Here is a 20,361-nt window from a genome sequence, read left to right as displayed (position 1 = left end):
ATGGGAGCCGTGCAGATCACCCGCTTCGGCGGCCCCGCGGTCCTGGACATCGTCGACGTCCCCGAGCCCACGCCGGGCCCCGGGCAGCAGGTGTACGACGTCTCAACCGCCAGCCTGAATTCGCCGACACCCACCACCACCTGTCCCGGAAAGCGGATCAGCGCCATTCGGTCATGACCGCGGTGACCCCGAAGCTCGTGCGAGCCGCGTAGTCCCGTCAGGGCAGAGCCGTCGACCAGCAGGCGCGCCGGCTCGGCGTGGAACGGGTCAGCTGCTGTCGAGCCGGATCGGCATGCGTGCCCCGTGATCCGGCCGGCACCCGTGTCGCCCCGCGGTCGGCTGGGTAGCGCCTCCTTGCGGCGGGCAGCCGCGGCCTGGCGAAGCCTCGTCCGCAGCCGCGGTTCCCGAGGCAGGGGGGAACGATGCCTGGAAGCGGACGCATCCACCATCCTGCGCTGGCTCGCAAGGTCGTCCCAGCGGACGCAGCCGCGGCGATGATCGGCCCCGGGGCCACTGTCGGGATGAGCGGATTCACCGGCGCGGGCTATCCAAAGGAAGTGCCGCTCGCGCTGGCAACGCGGATCCTCGAAGCGAACTCCTCCGGCACTCGGTTCAGGATCAACGTCTGGACCGGCGCGTCCACCGCACCCGAATTGGACGGGGCGCTCGCGGCGGCCGACGGGATCGAGTTGCGTCTGCCGTACCAGTCCGACCCGGTGAGCAGGCAGAAGATCAATGCCGGACACATGGAGTACATCGACGTCCACCTGTCTCACGTCGCTCAGATGGTCTGGGAAGGCTTCCTCGGTCATCTCGACGTTGCCCTCGTCGAGGTCAGCGGGATCACCGCGGACGGGGAGCTGATCCCCTCGTCTTCGATCGGCAACAACAAGACCTGGATCGACCAGGCCGACGCGGTGATCCTGGAAGTGAACTCCTGGCAGAGTTCCGACCTCGACGGGATGCACGACATCTACTACGGCACCGCGTTGCCGCCGAACCGGCGCCCGATCCAGCTGGTCCACCCCGGTGACCGTATCGGCGAGCCATACCTGCGCTGCCCGCCGGAGAAGGTCATCGCCGTGGTGGAGACCGACGCACCCGATCGCAACACTGCCTTCACGCCGCCCGACGAGACCTCACGGCAGATCGCCGGCCATCTCATCGAGTTCCTGGAGCACGAGGTCGCTCGTGGACGGCTGCCGGTAGAACTGCTCCCGGTCCAGTCGGGCGTGGGCAATGTGGCCAATGCGGCGCTCGCGGAGTTGGCGCAGTCCCGGTTCGAGAACCTCACCGCGTACACCGAGGTCATCCAGGACGGCATGCTCGGACTGCTCAAGTCGGGAACGCTCTCTGTGGCATCGGCCACCGCGTTCTCGCTGAGTCCCGACGCCGTGGCCGAGTTCAACGACAACGCGCGGGACTACCGGGACCGGATCGTGCTGCGCCCGCAGGAGATCAGCAATCACCCCGAGATCGTTCGGAGGCTGGGGGTTCTGGCCATGAACGGGGTGATCGAGGCCGACATCTACGGCAACGTCAACTCCACCCATCTCATGGGCAGCCGAATCCAGAACGGCATCGGTGGCTCGGGCGACTTCGCCCGCAATGCCTACATCTCGTTCTTCGTCACGCCGTCGACGGCCAAGGGCGGAGCGATCTCGAGCATCGTGCCCATGGTCTCGCACGTGGACCACACCGAGCACGACGTCAACGTCATCGTCACCGAGCAGGGGCTGGCCGATCTGCGCGGACTGGCGCCACGCCGACGAGCCCGTCTGCTGATCGACAACTGTGCGCACCCGGACTACCGGCCGTTGCTCGAGGACTACTTCGACCGCGCGCTCAGCGGGGCCTACGGCCTGCACACTCCCCATCTGCTCGAGGAGGCCTTGAGCTGGCACGCGCGGTACGTGCGGACGGGGAGCATGGTGCCCGGGCCCTGATCGGTCGACCGTCACGCCGCGGTCGGGTGATCCCCTAGCGTGCAACGTATGCGCGCTGTCCAAATCACCCGCTTCGGCGGTCCCGAGGTCCTGGAGATCGTCGACGTCCCTGAGCCGGCGCCCGGTCCGGGCCTGCAGCTCTACGACGTCTCCACCGCCGGACTGAACTTCGCAGACACCCACCAGATCGAGAACTCCTACCTCGCCCAGCAGACGCTGCCGCTCATCCCGGGCGCGGAGTTCGTCGGCACGCCGGTCGGCGGCGGCCAGCGCGTCGTCGGCCTGCTGGAGGGCGGTGGCTACGCGGAGAAGGTCGTCGCGCACGACTTCCTCACCTGGCCGGTGCCCGACGGCGTGACCGACGAGCAGGCGCTGGCCGTCGTCCTCCAGGGCTCGACCGCCTGGCACCTGCTGCGGACGAGCGCGCACCTGGCCGAGGGCGAGTCGGTCGTCGTCATCGCCGGCGCCGGTGGCGTCGGCAGCCTGGCCGTCCAGCTCGCCCGCCGGTGGGGCGCCGGACGCGTCATCGCGACGGCGTCCAGTCCGGAGAAGCGGGCGCTCACCGAGGAGCTCGGGGCGCACGCGTCGGTCGACCCCGCCCTCGCCGACGACGACCCGAAGAACTTCACCGCCGCACTCCGCGAGGCGAACGGCGGCAGACGAGTCGACATCGTCCTCGAGATGACCGGCGGCAACGTGTTCGACGGCGCCCTCTCGGCGCTCGCCCCGTTCGGCCGGCTGGTCGCCTACGGCATGGCCGGGCGGGTGCCCCCGAAGCCGGTGCAGGCGCCGTCGCTGATGGGCACCAGCCGGGCCGTCATCGGATTCTGGCTGGCCCACTGCATGAGCCGGCCGGAGATGATGGACGCCGCCATGAACGACCTGCTGCCGCTGGTGGCCGAGGGCGCGCTCGAGCCGGTCGGCGGCGGGCGCTACCCGATGTCCGCCGTCCGCGAGGCGCACCAGGACCTGCTGGCCCGCCGCACCACCGGCAAGCTCGTGATCGACCCGTCCCGCTAGACCAGCCGGTTGGTCCAGAGCAGGCTGAGCGAGGCGCCGACCAGGGCCAGCAGGACGCCGGCCCGCACGAACCAGAAGCTGACGTCCTTCGGCTCGGTGGTGTAGCCGATCTGGCTGCCCAGGTCGGCGTAGACCTGCTCCAGCTCCTTGGCCGTCGCGGCCGTGTGGAAGCTGCCGCCGGTCTGGTCGGCGATGCTCTCGAGCTCGGCCCGGTCGACCGGCACCGGCACGGTCTCCCCGTCGAGGTCGAGCGTGCCGTAGTCGGTGCCGAAGGCGATCGTCGACACCGGCACGCCGGCGGCCCGGGCCGCGTCGACGGCCTGCGTGTCCGGCCGGCCGACGGTGTTCGTGCCGTCGGACAGCAGCACGATGCGGGCCGGCGGCGGCGAGCTGTCACCGGACTCCACGGTCGACTGGAAGTTCTCGATCGCCTGCAGCGACGTGAAGATCGCCTCGCCGATCGCCGTCGACTCCGCGAGCTGGAGGTGATCGATCGCGTTGGCCGCCTGGCCCCGGTCGGTCGTCGGTGGCACCAGCGTCGTCGCGGTGCCGGCGAAGGACACCAGGCCCAGGTTGATCCGGTCGGGCAGGATGTCGACGAAGTCCTTGGCGGCGCTCTGCATCGCCCGGAACCGGTCGGGCTTGATGTCGGTCGCCTTCATCGACAGCGACACGTCGACCGCCATGACGACCGTCGCGCGCTCCCGCGGCACCCGCACCTTGGTGCTCGGCGTCGCGAGCGAGACGACCAGCGTGGCCAGGCCGAGTGCCACGACGCCGAACGCGAGGTGCCGGCGCCAGCCCGGGCGCTTGGGCACGATCGTGCCGAGCAGCGCCACGTTGGTGAACCGCGCGGCGTAGGCCTTCCGGCGCAGCTGGAGCACCACGTAGAGCGCCACCAGCGCGGCGACGGCGAGCAGCGCCAGCAGCCACAGCGGGGTCTGGAAGGTCATCGGGAGGCTCCTCCGGATCCGGCTCGCCGGCGATCCGCGACATACCGCACGACGTCCATCAGCCAGTCCCGGTCGGTGCGCAGTTGCAGGTGCCCCGCACCGGCCCGGCGCAGCGCGGCGGCGATCGCGGCGCGCTGCGCCGCCGCGCCGGCAGCGAACTTCGCGCGGAACTCGGCGTTCCCGGTCGGCGCCTCGAGGGTCTGACCGGTCTCCGGGTCGACGACGGTCAGCAGGCCGACGTCGGGCAGTTCGAGCTCGCGCGGGTCGACGACCTCGATCGCCAGCAGTTCGTGCCGCAGCGACAGCGCCCGCAGGGCACGTTCCCAGTCCGCGGTCCCGGTCGCGTCGGAACCGAGGAAGTCCGAGACGACGACGACCAGTCCCCGGCGGCGCGGGGGCCGGCGCAGCGACTCCAGGGCCGCGGCGAGGTCGCCCCGCCGTCCGCCGGTGGCCCGGGGGGTCGCGACCACCGAGCGGAGCAGCCGCTCGGCCGCCAGCCGGCCCGGCATCGCCGGGTAGCGGTCGGTCCGCTCCCCCGTGGTGACGACGGCGCCGAGCCGGTTGCCGCCGTGCACGGTGAGGTGCCCGACGGCGGCCAGCCCGGCGATGGCCAGGTCGCGCTTCTGGCAGTTCGCCGTCCCGAAGTCGAGCGAAGCCGAGAGGTCGACGACCGCCCAGGTCTCCAGTTCGCGGTCGGCTATCGTCTCGCGGACGTGCGCCACCTGGGTGCGGGCGGTGACCGGCCAGTCCATCCGGCGGACGTCGTCCCCCGGGTGGTACGTGCGGGAGTCGCCGGCCTCCGAGCCGGACCCGGGCACGAGGCCGAGGTGGTCGCCCTGCAGCAGGCCGTCCAGCCGCCGCCGCACGGTGAGCTCCAACCGCCGCAGCAGGACGTCGGCCGGCCCGTCGGCGAACCGCGGCGGCGCGCCGTCCCCGTCCCCCGCCTCGATCCCCGAGCCCGGGGTCGCCGGGTGCAGCAGCAGGCCCGGATGCTCCGGCGCGGGGTTCTCGGGACCGGACTCCGGCGCCCCGGCCGACCGGCGACGCAGGATCACGCCGGGTGCGCCCCGTGCGCGTGGCCGTTGGACGCGGGCGGGCCGAACTGCCCCGGCTGGGGGGCGCCCGCGCCGAACTGCGGCACGTGCGGGCCGCCCGGCGTGCCGGGCCCGAAGCCGCCGGCGTTCTGCCTTGGCGCCACCTGTGGCAGCGGCACCGTCTGCACGATCCGCTTGACGATGTGGTCGGCCGGGACGCCGTCGGCCAGCGCGTCGTAGGAGAGCACCAGGCGGTGTCGCAGCACGTCGGCGGTCACATCCAGCACGTCCTGCGGGAGCACGTAGTCGCGGCCGCGGACCAGCGCCAGCGCCCGCGCAGCGGCGATGAGCCCGAGCGAGGCGCGCGGGCTGGCGCCGTAGGACACCCACGTGGCGACGTCCTCCATGCCGTGCTCCCGGGGCGTCCGGGTGGCGACGACGAGGCGGACGACGTAGTCGACCAGCGCGTGGTGGACGAAGACCTGCGACGCCGTCCGCTGCAGCCGGCGGAGGTCCTCGGTGCCGAGCACCGTCTCCGCGACAGGCGGTTCGGCACCCATCCGGTAGACGATCTCCCGCTCCTCCTCGGGGCTCGGGTAGTCCACGAGCACCTTCATGAGGAAGCGGTCGCGCTGGGCCTCGGGCAGCGGGTAGACGCCTTCGCTCTCGATCGGGTTCTGCGTCGCGAGGACGAGGAACGGATCGGGCAGCGGGTGGGTGACCCCACCGATCGACACCTGCCGCTCCGCCATGACCTCCAACAGCGCCGACTGCACCTTGGCCGGCGCGCGGTTGATCTCGTCGGTGAGCACGAAGTTGGCGAAGACCGGGCCGAGTTCGACGTCGAAGGCGTCCTGGCCGGCCTTGTAGATGCGCGTGCCGATGATGTCGGCCGGCACCAGGTCGGGGGTGAACTGCAGGCGGGCGAACTTGCCGCCCACCGCGGTCGCCAGCGTCTCGACGGCGAGGGTCTTCGCGACGCCCGGGACACCTTCGAGCAGCACGTGGCCCTTGGCCAGCAGGGCGACCAGCATGCGCTCGACCAGCCGGTCCTGGCCGACGATCACCCGCTTGATCTCGAACAGCACCCGCTCCAGCTGGGTCGCGTCGACCGATGGCGGGATCGGCGCGCCGCTGCTCGCGGGCGAGCTCTCGATCGGAGTGCTGGCAGCGCTGCTCACGCCGCCTCCTCGCTGACGCTCGTCAGCGACGCTCGCGTGGCTGCTGTGCACATTCGTTCGCTCGCAAGCTCGCTCACGGGGCTCCCTGGTCGTGCCGGTCCACGGTTCCAGGGGAGGTGCCCGTCGACAGGGCGGCAGTCCCGCCCCGCAGCCAGTGTCCTACACCGAGCTGTGGGGACGCTCGTGCGACGTCGACTGGTGCACACGTCGCGCGATGTCGAATCGCGGGTGCACAACCTCTGCCCGGGCCGGAGCACGACTGCTAGCCTGATTCGTGCGTCGGGCAGCTCCCCCCGTGGCTGCCCGACGCCCTACTTCGCCGCGCTGGGCCGCACGGCCCCCACGTAGTCGCGCCACCACATGTTCGACACCTTGACGACGTCGCCGCTCTGCGGCGCCTGCACCACCTTGCCGCCGCCCAGGTAGATCGCGACGTGCACGATGCTGCCCGGGTCGGTGCCGCCCGAGCCCCAGAACACGAGGTCACCGGCCTGCAGGTCGTCACTGGACACCTTCGGCAGCGAGGCGTACTGCGCCCTGCTGTTGCGCTGGATCGAGATGCCGGCCTGGGCGTAGGCGTACTGGGTCAGGCCGCTGCAGTCGAAGCCGATGACACCCGCGTCGGGGGCCATGCCGGGGCCGGGGCCCCGGGTGCCGCCGCCGCCCCAGGCGTAGGGCGTGCCGAGGTAGCGCATGGCCGCGTCGATCGCGGTCTGGGCGGCCGAGGCCGAGCCGGGGCCGGCGGGGGTGTCGGCCGCGGGTGCCGGCGCCGGGGGCGGCGTCGCCTTGGGTGCCGGCGGAGCCACCGAGGCGGTCCGGTCGGCGGCGGCCCGCGCGCCCACCATCGCCGTGAGCTGCTGCTGCGCGGTGGCGAGCTGCGTCTGCAGCTGGCCCTGCTGCGCGCCGAGGTCGGCCGCCTGGGCGCGCGCCGAGATCTCGGCGCTGGTCGCGACCTGGAGCGCCGCGTTCGCCTCCTCCTTGAGGGTGCCGGCCTCGGCGAGCGACGTCTGGGCGACCTGCTCGCTCGCCGTGGCCTGCTGCTGCAGCACCGTGACGCGCTCGACGACGTCCGACCGGTGGCCGCCGGCGGCCTGGAGCAGGGCGGCGCGCTGGATGAGCTCACCAGGACCGGCCGCCGTCAGCAGGGCCTGGGCCTCCGGGTACGTGCTGCCCTGCATGTAGCTGCGGCGGGCGAAGGCCACGAGCTCGTCGTGGGCCACGCCGAGGTCGGCGGTCGCCTGGGCGGACGCCGCGGCGGCCGCCTCGGCGCGGGCCTCGGCCTCCTCGAAGGCCGACTGCCGGGCCTGGAAGTCGTCGAGGGCCAGCGCCGACCGGGCGTGGGCTGCGTCCACGGCGCCCTGCGCATCGGTCAGCTGGCGGCTCAGGGCGCCGATCTGGTCGGTGAGGGCGTCCGCGGCTGCCTTGGCGGCCGCGATCTGGGAGTTCGACGGCGCGGCAACCGCGACGGACGGCGTCAGGCCGATCGCGAGGGCGCTGACGACGCCGATGGCGACCGCCGTGCCCGCAAGGCGCAGCGCGCGCACCGGCGCGCTCCGGGTACCGCTGTCCACGTTCCGACCTCCAGCGCGGCGTGCCCCCGGAGGGGCGGGCCGCTCGACTCCGCGGCGCCCGGGAGGGCGCCACAGAGAGGGAGATCGGGTGTTCGGGGCCGTGCGTTGAGGGCCGTCTCACCCCTCGGGGTGAGACGACACGGCCGGGTGACGGTCAGTTCACCTGGCGCTCGGAGTCCTTCCAGAACCCCTCGCGGAGCTTGAACTTCTGGATCTTCCCGGTGGCGGTGCGCGCCAGTTCGTCGCGGAACTCGATCTGCTTGGGGATCTTGTAGCCGGCGATCTTGCCGCGGCAGTGCGCGATGATCTCCTCGCCGGTGACCGACTCCCCCTCGGACACCACGACCAGCGCCGTGACCATCTCGCCCCACTTCTCGTCCGGCACGCCGATCACCGCGACCTCGGCGACCGCGGGGTGGCTGAACACGGCGTCCTCCACCTCGATCGACGAGACGTTCTCGCCGCCGGTGATGATCACGTCCTTCTTGCGGTCGGAGATCGTCACGTAGCCGCCGTCGTCGACCGATCCCCCGTCGCCGGTGTGGAACCAGCCGTCCTCCAGCGCCTCGGCGGACGCGTCCGGGTTCTCCCAGTAGCCGGCCAGCACCGTGTTGCCCTGGGCGAGCACCTCACCGCTGTCGCTGACGTCGATGCGGGTGCCCAGCGCCGGGACGCCCGCCCGCGACAGCTTCTTCGCCCGCTCCTCCGCGTCCAGGTCGTCCCACTCGGCCCGCGACCGGTTGATGGTGAGCAGCGGTGCGGTCTCGGTGAGGCCGTAGATCTGGTTGAACTCCCAGCCCAGCTCCGACTCCACCCGGGCGATCGTCCGCGAGGGCGGCGGCGCGCCGGCGACGACGATCCGCACCTTGTCGCGGCCGGGGATCTCGCCGTCCCACTCGGCGGCCGCCTCCAGGACGGCGTTCCAGACCGCGGGCGCCCCGCACATCAGGGTCACGCCGTGCTGGTCGACCCGGCGGAGGATCTCGGCGCCGTCGATCTTCCGGATCACCACCTGCCGCGCACCAAGCCCCGCGGCCGTGTAGAGCATTCCCCAGCCGTTGCAGTGGAACATCGGCAGCGTGTGCATGTAGACGTCGCGGTCGCTGACCTGCATGTGCATGCCGAAGGTGACGGCGTTGACCCAGATGTTGCGGTGGGTGAGCTGCACGCCCTTCGGCCGCGCCGTCGTCCCGCTGGTGTAGTTGATCGTCGCCGTGGCGTCCTCGTCGGGCGCGGCCCACGGCCGCGGCTCGGTGTCGAACGTCAGCAGCTGCTCGTACTCCTCGCCCGTGCCGAACCGGTGCTCGGCCTCGACGCTCTTGAGCGACGACTCCAGCTCCGGGTCGACCAGCAGCACGCGGGAACCGGAGTGCCCGACGATGTAGGAGACCTCCTCGGGCGAGAGCCGGAAGTTCACCGGCACGAGCACCCGGCCGGCCGACGGGACGGCCAGCAGGAGCTCGAGCAGCCGCGCGGAGTTGTGGCTGACGATCGCGACCCGCTCCCCCTCGCCGATGCCGAGCCCGTCGAGGGCTGCGTTGAAGGCTCGGCCGCGCCGGGCCAGCTCGCGATAGGTGACCTCGCCGAGGGACGGCGCGGGCTGGGTCGGCTCGTCGACGACGCCGACGCGGTCGCCGTAGACCAGCTCGGCGCGGTCGAGGAAGTCGCGGGTGGTCAGAGGGACGTGCATGCCGACTCCCGGGTGCTCAGAACGTGGTGACCGTCACGTTAACCGCCGACGAGCAGCCTCGGCAGTGCGGTGCCGATCGGATCGCGGACGACGAGGTCCGCCAGGTCGTCGAACGGGGTCGGCTCGGCGTTGACGATGACGACCCGGGCGCCGTGCGCGGCCGCCATCTCGGTCAGCCCGGCGACCGGCCAGACCTGCAGCGACGTGCCGACGGCAAGGAAGACGTCGCAGTCCGCGGCCGCCTCCGCGGCGGCGGCGATCACCCGCTGGTCGAGCTCCTGCCCGAAGCTCACGGTGAGAAAGGACCCCCGTGCCCCCCACCGCTCGCACGCTCGCGGCGGGCCCCTACACGAGGGCCGAACGCATCGTCGTCCGGTCGGAGCAGTTGAAGGACCCCCCTGCCCCCCACCGCTCGCACGCTCGCGGCGGGCCCCTGCAGGACGATCCGCGCGAAGGCCTCCCGGCCCCGCGCGGCCACGAGGACGACGACGCCCGCGTAGGCGGCACCCAGCAGCGTGTCGACGACGTAGTGCTCCCCCGCCCACACGAGGACCAGGGGCATCAGCAGCGCGTAGCCCACCAGCGCCACCCGCTGCCAGATCCGGCGGGCGACCGGGAGCAGCACGAGGCAGCTCAACACCGCGAAGGCCGTGTGCAGCGACGGGACCGCCGCCACCGGGTTGACCTGACCCTGACTGTCGGCCAGCAGCGCGCCCGCACGGGGCAGGCCCAGCACGTCCCACCCCACCCCGCTCAGCCGGTGGATCGGGGGGATCACGTGGTGCCGGGCCGCCAGCCAGGGCGGCGCGGCCGGGTACAGCACGTAGGTGATCAGGCCCGCGGCCGACAGGGCGAGCACCATCCGGACGTAGCGGCCCCACAGGTCCCGGTTGCGCACCCAGAGCACGCACAGCAGCAGCGGGGTGACGACGAAGTGGCTGCCGTAGACGAGTGCCGCCAGCGCCCTCCACCAGTCCGCCGTGAGCGTCTGCTGCAACCACAGCGTCGGCAGGTGCCCGCCGCCCAGCCACAGGTCGACCGCGGCCGGCTCGGTGACGTGCACCGGCATGCCCAGGGTGTCGGCCACCCCGCGGGTCGCGTCGTAGGCCATCAGCAGCGCGGCCACGGGCAGCCACTCGACGAGCAGCCGGACGACGCGGCGCCATCCGTCGACGCCCGCGTGCGCGACCAGGCCGCCCAGCGCCCAGCCGAGCAGGACGACGCGGTCGGTGGGCAGCCCGTCGACCGCGCAGACCGCCAGGAAGCCGAGCGCCAGCAGGGTCCACAGCGCGATCCGGACCGGTGTGCGCCACGACGCGCGGACGGCGAACCGCGCCGAGCGCGCGGGCAGCGCGGGGCGCAGCACTGTCGGCTCGACCACGGTCACGGCCGGGGACGCTAGCCGGGCGACCCCCCTGCCGGGGAGCCCCCGCGCCCGATCGTGGGACGGCGTCGACCGGGAGAGACGGTTGTGACGGGGGGGTCGAGGAGGTCTCCGGCTCCGTTTTCCCGCGTGATCGAGGTCACCGGGTGAGGGAAGGGGTGCCTCACCCGATGTCCCGGGCGCCGAACTGGGATGATCGAGGGTGACTGACGAGCGGAACGAACCACCGAGGGGTAGGCGCAGAAGAGTGGCAGCCAGCAAGGACAGCTTCGGGGCACGGTCGACCCTCACCGTCGACGGCACCGACTACGACATCTTCCGGCTCGACGCGGTGGAGGGCGCGGACAAGCTGCCCTTCAGCCTCAAGGTCCTCCTGGAGAACCAGCTGCGCACGGAGGACGGCGAGAACATCACCGCCGACCACGTACGCGCCCTGGCGAACTGGGACCCGAACGCGGAGCCCGACCAGGAGATCCAGTACACCCCGGCCCGCGTGATCATGCAGGACTTCACCGGCGTTCCCTGCATCGTCGACCTCGCCACCATGCGCGAGGCCATGGCCGAGCTCGGCGGCGACCCGCAGAAGATCAACCCGCTCGCCCCCGCCGAGCTGGTCATCGACCACTCCGTGATCGCCGACGTCTTCGGCACACCGGAGTCCTTCGAGCGCAACGTCGAGATCGAGTACCAGCGCAACGGCGAGCGCTACCAGTTCCTGCGCTGGGGCCAAGGCGCCTTCAGCGACTTCAAGGTCGTCCCGCCGGGCACCGGCATCGTCCACCAGGTCAACATCGAGCACCTGGCCCGCGTGGTCTTCTCCCGGGAGGACGGCGACCGCACGATCGCTTATCCCGACACCTGCGTGGGCACCGACTCGCACACCACGATGGTCAACGGCCTGGGCGTCCTGGGTTGGGGCGTCGGCGGCATCGAGGCCGAGGCCGCCATGCTGGGCCAGCCCGTCTCGATGCTGATCCCGCGGGTGGTGGGCTTCAAGCTGACCGGCGAGCTCCCGGACGGCGCCACGGCCACCGACCTGGTGCTCACCATCACCGAGATGCTGCGCGACCACGGCGTCGTCGGGAAGTTCGTCGAGTTCTACGGCGAGGGCGTGGCGGCCGTTCCGCTGGCCAACCGCGCCACGATCGGCAACATGAGCCCGGAGTTCGGCTCCACCGCGGCGATGTTCCCCATCGACGAGGAGACCATCACCTACCTCCAGCTCACCGGCCGCTCGAAGGAGCAGGTCGCCCTCGTCGAGGCCTACGCCAAGGAGCAGGGCCTCTGGCACGACCCGTCGCGCGAGCCCGCGTTCTCCGAGTACCTGGAGCTCGACCTGGCGACCGTCGTCCCGTCGATCGCGGGGCCCAAGCGTCCGCAGGACCGGGTGGCGATCACCGAGGCCAAGCCGGCCTTCCGCGCGGCGCTGGCCGACTACGTCTCTGCGGACCAGACCGGCGGCGAGGACCGCACGCCCGGCGTCCCGGCGCAGGAGAAGCCGTACGGCGTCGTGTCGGCGGCCGACGAGGCCTCGGCCGAGTCCTTCCCCGCATCCGACCCCGCCAGCCCCTTCGCCCACGGCAACGGCGACGTGGACGGCCATCCGCACCACTTCGACGGGCACGACGTGACCACGCGACCGAGCACGCCCACCAAGATCGTGATGGAGGACGGCACGGAGACCGAGGTCGACCACGGCCACGTCGTGATCGCCGCCATCACCTCCTGCACCAACACGTCGAACCCGCAGGTGATGATCGGCGCCGCGCTGCTGGCCAAGAAGGCCGTCGAGCGCGGGCTGACCAGCAAGCCGTGGGTGAAGACGACACTGGCCCCCGGGTCCAAGGTCGTCATGGACTACTACGAGAAGGCCGAGCTCACCCCCTACCTGGAGAAGCTGGGCTTCTACCTGGTCGGCTACGGCTGCACGACCTGCATCGGCAACTCGGGCCCGCTGCCGGAGCCGGTGTCCGCCGCCGTCAACGAGGCCGACCTCGCCGTCGTCTCGGTGCTCTCGGGCAACCGCAACTTCGAGGGCCGGATCAACCCCGACGTCAAGATGAACTACCTGGCGTCGCCGCCGCTGGTCATCGCCTACGCCTTGGCCGGGTCGATGGACGTCGATCTGAACAACGACCCGCTGGGTCAGGACCAGGACGGCAACGACGTCTTCCTGCACGACATCTGGCCGTCGCCGCAGGAGGTCCAGCGGGTCATCGACCAGGCCGTGTCCGCGGAGATGTTCAGCAAGGACTACGCGGACGTGTTCGCCGGCACCGAGCAGTGGCAGAACCTGCCCACGCCGACCGGTGACACCTTCGACTGGAACCCGGAGAGCACCTACGTGCGGAAGCCGCCGTACTTCGACGGGATGCCGGCCGAGCCCGCGCCGGTCGAGGACATAGCCGGCGCCCGCACGCTCGCCGTCCTCGGTGACTCCGTGACCACCGACCACATCTCGCCGGCCGGCTCCATCAAGGCCGACAGCCCCGCCGGGAAGTACCTGCGCGAGCACGGGATCGACCGCCGCGACTTCAACTCCTACGGCTCCCGCCGCGGGAACCACGAGGTCATGATCCGCGGCACGTTCGCCAACATCCGGCTGCGCAACCAGCTGGTTCCCGGCACCGAGGGTGGCGTCACCAAGAACCACCTGACCGGTGAGACGACGACGATCTACGAGGCGTCGGAGGCCTACCAGCAGGCCGGCATCCCGCTGGTCGTGCTGGCCGGCAAGGAGTACGGGTCGGGCTCGTCGCGCGACTGGGCGGCCAAGGGCACAGCGCTGCTGGGCGTCAAGGCGGTCATCGCCGAGAGCTACGAGCGCATCCACCGCTCGAACCTGATCGGGATGGGCGTGCTGCCGCTGCAGTACCCGGAGGGCCAGAACCGCGAGTCGCTCGGCCTGACCGGTGACGAGGAGTTCACGATCACCGGGATCACCGCGCTCAACGACGGCTCGATCCCGCGGACCGTCAAGGTCAAGGCCGGGGACGCCGAGTTCGACGCGCGCGTCCGGATCGACACCCCCGGCGAGGCGAGCTACTACCGCAACGGCGGGATCATGCAGTACGTGCTGCGCTCGCTGCGGGGCTCTGCCGCCTGATGGCTGCTGCCTGATGGACCTGGGGCTGGGCGGTCGCGGCTACCTGCTCACCGGCGCGAGCCGGGGACTGGGTTTCGCGACCGCCCAGGCCCTGGTCGACGACGGCGCCCGGGTGCTGATCAGCTCCCGGAGCGCCGAGGGCGTGGCCGCGGCGGTGGAGCGGCTGGGCTCGGGCGCGTCCGGGCTGGCCGCGGACCTGTCGGAGCCGGACGCCGCCGAGCGGCTGGTCGCGGAGTCGCTGGAGCGGCTGGGCCGGATCGACGGCGCGCTGATCTCGGTCGGCGGACCGGCGCCCGGAGGGCTGTTCGAGGTCTCCGAGGACAGCTGGCGCGCTGCGGTCGAGAGCGTCCTGCTGGGACCGCTCCGGCTGATGAGGGCGCTGGTCCCGCACCTGGACGAGGGCGCGAGCATCGGCTTCGTCCTCTCCGGGTCGGCACGCCAGCCCCTCGACGGCCTGGCCATCTCCAACGGCCTGCGTCCCGGCCTCGCGATGACCGCGAAGAACCTCTCCGACGAGTTGGCACCCCGCGGCATCCGCGTCGTGAGCCTGCTCCCCGGCACGATCGCGACCGACCGGGTCGCCGAACTCGAGGGTGCCTCCGGCGATCCGGACGCCGCGCGTGCCGACACGGAGGACGGCATCCCCCTGGGCCGGGTCGGGCAGCCGGAGGAGTTCGGTCGGGTGGCGGCATTCATGCTGTCGCCGGCCGCCTCCTACGTCACCGGCACCTCGATCATCGTCGACGGCGGCCGACTGCGGACTCCATGACGGCTCCGGTCCTGGTGGCCTGCGCCCACGGCACGCGCAATCCCACCGGCCGCCGGCTGGTCGCCGAGCTGGCCCTGGCCGCCCGCGCCCTGCGGCCGGGGATCACGACCACCGCGGCGTTCGTCGACGTCCAGCCGCCGACGGTGGCGGACGTGGTGGCGGAGCTGTCCGCTGCCGGACATCCCGCCGTCGTGGTGCCGCTGCTCCTGTCCGGCGGCTATCACGTGCACGTCGACATCGCGGGGGCGGTCGCCGCCGCTCCCGGCACGGTCGCCGCCCGTCCGCTGGGGCCGGATCCGCGGCTCGCCGAGGTGCTGCTCGACCGGCTGCGCGCGGCCGGGGCGGATCCGCGGGACCCGGTCACGGCCGTCGTGCTGGCCGCCGCCGGGTCGAGCGACGTCCGTGCGGTGGCCGACGTGGCGGAGACGGCCGCAGTGCTGCAGCGCGCCTGGGCCGGTCCGGTGACCACCGGCTACGGATCGGCCGCGTCGCCGACCGTGCCGGACGCCGTGGCCGCCGCCCGCCGCGCCGGCGCGGAGCGGGTGGTCGTGGCCGCCTACCTGCTGGCGCCGGGCCATTTCCACGACAAGCTCGCCGGCGCGGGCGCCGACGCGGTCACCGCTCCGCTGCTGCCCGACGTCCGCCTCGCCGCCGTCCTCCTGGACCGATACGACGCGGCGCTGCAGCGCTGACCACAGCCTGCGTCGCCGATAGTCAGCGCCGATAGGGGCTCTGCCCGGCTACCCGCCCGGCACCCGGGCTCAGCCCGGCGCGCCCCCGGTCGCGGCGGGTCGGGACGGGTCGGCGGACCACTGCGACCACGAACCCGGCCAGAGGGCGGCCGCGATGCCGGCCTGCGCGAGCGCGGCGACCTCGTGGGCCGCGGTGACCCCGGAGCCGCAGTAGACGCCGACGGTCGTTGCAGTGGCGGCACCGAGTTCGTCGAACCTGCCGGCCAGCTCGGCGGCGGACCGGAAGCGGCCGTCCGGGCCCAGGTTCTCGGTCGTCGGGGCGCTCAGCGCGCCGGGTACGTGGCCGGCCCGTGGGTCGATCGGCTCCACCTCGCCGCGGTAGCGCTCCCCCGCACGCGCGTCGAGCAGCACGCCGCCAGATGATGGCAGGACGGCCGCCTCGTCGGCGGACAGGACCGGCATGCCTCCGCCGGTGAGCGTCACGTCTCCCGGCACCGGCACGACGTCGCCGGATACCAGGCCGCCACCCGCGGCGACCCAGGCGTCCAGCCCACCGTCCAGCAGCCGGACGTCGGTCAGCCCGGCCCAGCGCAGCAGCCACCACGCGCGGGCGGCCGCGAGCCCCGCCGTGGCGTCGTAGGCAACGACGCGGTCGCCCTCCCGGATCCCCCACCGGCGGGCACATGCTTGCAGTCGCTGTAGTGCCGGCAGCGGATGACGTCCCTCAGCCGCCGTCGGCGGATCGGCGAGCTCCGTCTCCAGGTCGACGAAGACGGCACCGGGCAGGTGACCGGCCAGGTAGTTCTCGCGCCCCCGGTCGTCGCCGAGCGCCCACCGCACGTCCAGCAGCACGACCCGCTCACCGTCGGCCGCTCGCAGCTCATCGGCGGAGACGAGGACCGTCACTGCGGCGCGAGCAGGCCGCGCAACTCCTGGGTGAGCGCTTCGCGCGCCTCGGGGTGCTGGTGCCACGCGGCCGGCGTGGACTGGAAGAGCGAGATCTTCCAGCGGCCGTCTTCATCGACCGCCACCAGGGTGTGCACGGTGTTGAGGTCGGGGTCGAGGTCGGTGCCGTCCGGCGGGAGCATGCCGGCGTGCGCCATCAGGACGGCCACGCCCTGGGCCATCGGCCGGACGGAGCGGACGATGCCGACATAGGCGGGGGTCTGATGACTGGCGAAGACCTGGCGCAGGTCGGCCGCGATCGACAGCCGCCCCCGGTGGTGGCTCCCGTCGAAGCCGATGATGTCCCCGTCGTCGGCGAACCCGGCCGCGACCGCTGCGCCGCTGCGCCGGTTCCAGCCGTCGAGGAACTGGCTGTAGAGCGCACGGATCTGTGAGTCGTACGGGTGCGCGGCAGTCACGTCGTCTCCTAAGCGGGTGTGGGACAAGAGTGACGGTAGTGGTCGGCGTCGGCCCGTCGTTCGACGCTCGCCGTCGTGCCTCCCGGGAGTGACCCGCGCGTCGGCTCCCCCCATGGGGTGAGGCCGGCCGGGAGCGTCCGGTGATCCGCTCAAGGGCTGCCCCCGGGGGTGCCGACCTCTAGGGGGTCACCCCCTCCCGGAAGCGATGGATCATGTTCCCCCTCGGCTCGACCCGACGCGCGTTCACCGTCCTGGCAGCCGGTGTGGCCGCCGCCGCGGTGCTGCTCAGCGCAACGCCCGCCTACGCCGCCGGTGGCCCCCCCATGCCGCCCGTTGCTCCGCAGACCGCACCGGACCCGCTCGCCGACTACCACCCGCAGAACTCCTGCAGCACGGCCGCCCAGCCGGGCACCGCTGGGCTGCGGGCGCTGATGCTGGGCACGTACGGCGTGGGCCGCGACGGCGGGATCATGCGCGGCTGCTCGATCGGTGACACGAGCGAGCACAAGGAAGGCCGCGCCTGGGACTGGATGCTCAACGTCAACGATCCCGTCGAGAGCCAGCACGCCTATGCCGTGACGCGGTGGCTCGCCGACCCGGATGCGTCCGGTGTGCCGGCGGGCAACGCGCGCCGCCTCGGCATCATGTACATGATCTGGAACCGCACGATCTGGTCGGCGAACGACGCCGCTGCAGGCTGGCAGCCCTACGACGGGCCGAACCCGCACACCGACCACGTCCACTTCAGCCTGAGCTGGGACGGCGCCATGGGGCGGACGTCGTGGTGGACCGGTACCGCGATCACGCAGCAGGACGTCGGCCCGTGTCGCCTCTACACCGGTGAACTGGCCCCCGCCTACACCGGGCCGCGGTACACCCCGTGTCCGCGGACCTCGCCGCGGCCGACCAACGCGGGCTCGTCGGCGGGCCTCGACTTCGACGGTGACGGCCGTCCCGATGCCATCGCGCGGGAGGCCAACACGGGCCGGCTGTGGCTGTACGCCGGCGACGGGAACGGTGGAACGGCGTCGCAGCGCGTCGTCGGCACCGGCTGGCAGGGCATGGATGCCCTCATCCCCACCCGGGACGTGTCCGGCGACGGCAGGCCCGACCTCTGGGCCCGGGACTCGCGGGGATACCTGTGGCTCTACCCGGGCGATGGCGCCGGCAGCTTCACCGCGGGCCGCCTCATCGGCACAGGCTGGCAGGTCATGGACGCGATCATGGCGGCCGGCGACGTGACCGGCGACGGCATCCCGGACATCTGGGCCCGGGGGCGGTCCGACGGTTCGCTGTTGCTGTACCCGGTACGTCCCGGCGGGACGTGGGGCACGGTGCGGCTCGTCGGCGTCGGCTGGCAGATCTTCGACCGGATCGTCTCCCCGGGTGACGTCACCGGAGACGGCGTCTCGGACCTGTGGGCCCGCCGCCCCGACGGCGTGCTGATGCTGTACCCGGGCGCCCCCGGCAGCGCCTGGGGTGGTCCGCGGGTGGTCGGCATCGGCTGGGACATGCACGACATGATCGCGGCGACGGCCGACGTCACCGGCGACGGCCTCCCGGATCTGTTCGCCCGGAACCGGACGAACTGGGAGCGCTGGCTCTACCCCACCGGGGGCGCGGGGCAGCCGACCGGGTCGCGCGTGGTCGGATGGGGTTGGAACATCCACGACATCGTGATCTGACCCGGCCCACCCGAGCCCGCCGTCGCCGCTCAGGCGACGGCGGGTTCGGCGTCCCCGGAGGTGGCGAACTGGGTGCGATACAGGTCGGCGTAGCGCCCGCCCAGCGCCAGCAGCTCGTCGTGCGTGCCCGACTCCTCGACGCGACCGCCCTCGATCACGAGGATGCGGTCGGCGCTGCGGATCGTCGACAGCCGGTGCGCGATCACCAGCGACGTCCGACCGGTCAGGGCGGTGTCCAGGGCGTGCTGGACGGCGACCTCGGACTCGCTGTCGAGGTGCGCGGTGGCCTCGTCGAGGATGACGATGCCCGGCCCCTTGAGCAGGACCCGCGCGATCGCGAGGCGCTGCTTCTCCCCGCCCGACATCCGGTAGCCGCGGTCGCCGACGACGGTGTCCAGGCCTTCGGGCAGCGACCGGACGAGCGCCGCGATCCGCGCACCCTCCAACGCCGTCCAGAGCTGCTCCTCCGTGGCCTCGGGCCGCGCGTACAGCAGGTTGGCCCGGATGCTGTCGTGGAAGAGGTGGGCGTCCTGGCTGACCACGCCGATCGCGGCCTGCAGCGAGTCCAGCGTCACGTCGCGGACGTCGACGCCCCCGACGCGCACGCTGCCCCCGGTGACGTCGTAGAGCCGCGTGACCAGGTTCGCGATCGTGGACTTGCCGGCGCCTGAGTGCCCCACGAGGGCCACCAGATGCCCGGCCTCGACCCGGAACGACACGTCGTGCAGGACGTCGACCGGCCCGCCGTGCTCGGGCAGGGAGACCTCCTCCAGCGACGGCAGTGAGACGTCGGCCGCGGAGGGATAGCTGAAGGACACGTGGTCGAACTCGATCGAGCGGTCGCCCGCCGGAACCGGCACGGCGTCGGGGCTCTGCCGGATCATCGGCTGCAGGTCGAGCACCTCGAAGACGCGGTCGAAGCTGACCATCGCGCTCATGACGTCGACGCGGACGTTGGCGAGTGCGGTCAGCGGCCCGTAGAGACGGGACAGCAGCAGCGCCAGGGCCACGACGTCACCGGCACTGAGCGACCCGTGGAACGCCAGCCAGCCGCCCAGGCCGTAGACCAGCGCCGTCGCCAGTGCGGCCACGAGGGTCAGCGCGGTGAAGAAGGTTCGCCCGTACATGGCCGAGAGGACGCCGATGTCGCGGACCCGCGCCGCCCGGCCGCGGAACGACTCGGCCTCGGCCTTCGGGCGGCCGAACAGCTTGACCAGCAGCGCGCCGGCGACGTTGAACCGCTCGGTCATCGTCGCGTTCATCGAGGCGTTCAGCGAGTAGGACTCCCGCGTGATCTCCTGCAGGCGCGTGCCGATGCGACGCGCGGGCAGCACGAACAGCGGGACGAGGACGAGCGACAAGAGCGTGATCTGCCAGGACAGCGAGAACATGACCCCGGCGGTCAGCACCAGCCCGATGACGTTCGAGACGACGCCCGACAGGGTGGACGTGAAAGCCTGCTGCGCCCCGATCACGTCGTTGTTCAGCCGGCTGACCAGGGCACCGGTCTGGGTGCGGGTGAAGAAGGCGACCGGCATGCGCTGCACGTGCTCGAAGACGCGGCTGCGGAGGTCGTAGATGACACCCTCGCCGATCCGCGCCGAGAACCAGCGCGTGCACAACGAGATCCCGGCGTCGAGGACCGCCAGGCCGGCGATGATCAGCGCGATGCGGATGATGCCGCCGGCCGTGCCGTGCAGGCGCGCGATCCGGTTGACGATGTCGCCGGCCAGCAGGGGCGTGATGACCCCGATCAGCGACGACCCGACCACGAGGGCCAGGAAGAACGTCAGGTCCCGGCGGTAGGGCCGGGCGATGTCGAGGATCCGTCGCACGGTCCCCTTCGGCAGTTCACGGGCCGTGACCGACGGATCGCGCCGGTACGACCGCATGGCGGCCATCGACGTCATGGGATGACCCACGTCAGCACCGCCTCCTTCCAGTCGACCGGCCAACGCCGCGCCGG

The 20,361-nt window shown here is 72.4% G+C and carries 17 protein-coding genes; 7 read left to right on the top strand and 10 right to left on the bottom strand.

The features are described 5' to 3' along the window. From AC2H4J_RS19155 to AC2H4J_RS19145, 3 genes are all read left to right on the top strand, one after another. The gene (locus AC2H4J_RS19155) at nucleotides 1–177 is read left to right on the top strand and encodes a hypothetical protein (protein ID WP_487466490.1); all 177 of its coding nucleotides are present in this window, start codon (nucleotides 1–3) and stop codon (nucleotides 175–177) included. Nucleotides 178–422: 245 nt separating this feature from the next. Continuing rightward, nucleotides 423–1,946, top strand: a complete 1,524-nt coding sequence (gene scpC, locus AC2H4J_RS19150; RefSeq protein ID WP_487466489.1) for a succinyl-CoA:acetate CoA-transferase ScpC — start codon at nucleotides 423–425, stop codon at nucleotides 1,944–1,946. A gap of 48 nt (nucleotides 1,947–1,994) precedes the next feature. Continuing rightward, the gene (locus tag AC2H4J_RS19145; RefSeq protein WP_487466488.1) at nucleotides 1,995–2,966 is read left to right on the top strand and encodes a quinone oxidoreductase family protein; all 972 of its coding nucleotides are present in this window, start codon (nucleotides 1,995–1,997) and stop codon (nucleotides 2,964–2,966) included. Here the strand turns inward: AC2H4J_RS19145 and AC2H4J_RS19140 are convergent. From AC2H4J_RS19140 to AC2H4J_RS19110, 7 genes are all read right to left on the bottom strand, one after another. Beyond that, nucleotides 2,963–3,919, bottom strand: coding sequence for a VWA domain-containing protein (locus AC2H4J_RS19140; RefSeq protein ID WP_487466487.1), 957 nt, complete (start codon nucleotides 3,917–3,919; stop codon nucleotides 2,963–2,965). The genes AC2H4J_RS19145 and AC2H4J_RS19140 overlap by 4 nt on opposite strands. Next, entirely contained in the window at nucleotides 3,916–4,974 is a 1,059-nt protein-coding gene (locus tag AC2H4J_RS19135) for a DUF58 domain-containing protein (protein ID WP_487466486.1), read from the bottom strand. The genes AC2H4J_RS19140 and AC2H4J_RS19135 overlap by 4 nt, the downstream gene beginning before the upstream one ends. Further along, on the bottom strand, nucleotides 4,971–6,134 hold the full coding sequence (locus AC2H4J_RS19130) for an AAA family ATPase (RefSeq protein ID WP_487466485.1): 1,164 nt from the start codon (nucleotides 6,132–6,134) through the stop codon (nucleotides 4,971–4,973). Before AC2H4J_RS19130 ends, AC2H4J_RS19135 begins: the two co-directional genes overlap by 4 nt. Nucleotides 6,135–6,445: 311 nt before the next feature. Then, on the bottom strand, nucleotides 6,446–7,705 hold the full coding sequence (locus tag AC2H4J_RS19125) for a C40 family peptidase (protein ID WP_487466484.1): 1,260 nt from the start codon (nucleotides 7,703–7,705) through the stop codon (nucleotides 6,446–6,448). A 154-nt stretch (nucleotides 7,706–7,859) separates the two neighbouring features. Next, nucleotides 7,860–9,395 (bottom strand): AMP-binding protein, encoded by a 1,536-nt coding sequence (locus tag AC2H4J_RS19120; RefSeq protein WP_487466483.1) that lies wholly within the window; start codon nucleotides 9,393–9,395, stop codon nucleotides 7,860–7,862. A 38-nt stretch (nucleotides 9,396–9,433) separates the two neighbouring features. Beyond that, the gene (locus tag AC2H4J_RS19115; RefSeq protein WP_487466482.1) at nucleotides 9,434–9,688 is read right to left on the bottom strand and encodes a hypothetical protein; all 255 of its coding nucleotides are present in this window, start codon (nucleotides 9,686–9,688) and stop codon (nucleotides 9,434–9,436) included. Next, the gene (locus AC2H4J_RS19110; protein WP_487466481.1) at nucleotides 9,685–10,782 is read right to left on the bottom strand and encodes a phosphatase PAP2 family protein; all 1,098 of its coding nucleotides are present in this window, start codon (nucleotides 10,780–10,782) and stop codon (nucleotides 9,685–9,687) included. The genes AC2H4J_RS19115 and AC2H4J_RS19110 overlap by 4 nt, the downstream gene beginning before the upstream one ends. Nucleotides 10,783–11,026: 244 nt before the next feature. Here AC2H4J_RS19110 and AC2H4J_RS19105 point away from each other — a divergent pair, with 244 nt between their 5' ends. The 3 genes from AC2H4J_RS19105 to AC2H4J_RS19095 are packed head-to-tail and all read left to right on the top strand — an operon-like array spanning nucleotide 11,027 to nucleotide 15,346. Further along, the gene (locus tag AC2H4J_RS19105) at nucleotides 11,027–13,885 is read left to right on the top strand and encodes an aconitate hydratase (protein ID WP_487466480.1); all 2,859 of its coding nucleotides are present in this window, start codon (nucleotides 11,027–11,029) and stop codon (nucleotides 13,883–13,885) included. 13 nt (nucleotides 13,886–13,898) lie between these two features. Next, a complete protein-coding gene (locus tag AC2H4J_RS19100) occupies nucleotides 13,899–14,654 on the top strand; it encodes an SDR family oxidoreductase (protein ID WP_487466479.1) in 756 nt (251 codons plus the stop codon). Continuing rightward, nucleotides 14,651–15,346: a sirohydrochlorin chelatase gene (locus tag AC2H4J_RS19095; protein WP_487466478.1), complete on the top strand. Its 696-nt coding sequence runs from the start codon at nucleotides 14,651–14,653 to the stop codon at nucleotides 15,344–15,346. The genes AC2H4J_RS19100 and AC2H4J_RS19095 overlap by 4 nt, the downstream gene beginning before the upstream one ends. A gap of 69 nt (nucleotides 15,347–15,415) precedes the next feature. Here the strand turns inward: AC2H4J_RS19095 and AC2H4J_RS19090 are convergent, their stop codons facing one another. Together AC2H4J_RS19090 and AC2H4J_RS19085 are read right to left on the bottom strand one after the other, a co-directional pair. Beyond that, nucleotides 15,416–16,252, bottom strand: a complete 837-nt coding sequence (locus AC2H4J_RS19090; protein ID WP_487466477.1) for a sulfurtransferase — start codon at nucleotides 16,250–16,252, stop codon at nucleotides 15,416–15,418. Continuing rightward, nucleotides 16,249–16,710 carry an SgcJ/EcaC family oxidoreductase gene (locus AC2H4J_RS19085; RefSeq protein WP_487466476.1) on the bottom strand — a complete coding sequence of 154 codons (462 nt, stop codon included), beginning with the start codon at nucleotides 16,708–16,710 and terminating at the stop codon, nucleotides 16,249–16,251. The genes AC2H4J_RS19090 and AC2H4J_RS19085 overlap by 4 nt, the downstream gene beginning before the upstream one ends. 212 nt (nucleotides 16,711–16,922) lie before the next feature. On the opposite strand from AC2H4J_RS19085, the gene AC2H4J_RS19080 reads away from it, so the two are divergent. Continuing rightward, nucleotides 16,923–18,395 carry an FG-GAP repeat domain-containing protein gene (locus tag AC2H4J_RS19080; RefSeq protein ID WP_487466475.1) on the top strand — a complete coding sequence of 491 codons (1,473 nt, stop codon included), beginning with the start codon at nucleotides 16,923–16,925 and terminating at the stop codon, nucleotides 18,393–18,395. Nucleotides 18,396–18,424: 29 nt separating this feature from the next. Here the strand turns inward: AC2H4J_RS19080 and AC2H4J_RS19075 are convergent, their stop codons facing one another. Continuing rightward, on the bottom strand, nucleotides 18,425–20,317 hold the full coding sequence (locus AC2H4J_RS19075; RefSeq protein WP_487466474.1) for an ABC transporter ATP-binding protein: 1,893 nt from the start codon (nucleotides 20,315–20,317) through the stop codon (nucleotides 18,425–18,427). Between the last annotated feature and the right edge of the window lie 44 nt (nucleotides 20,318–20,361).

The organism is Blastococcus sp. OS1-29, from assembly GCF_057628075.1.
The sequence above is the reverse complement of the archived record's forward strand: the minus strand, read 5'-3'. Positions and strand labels throughout refer to the sequence as shown.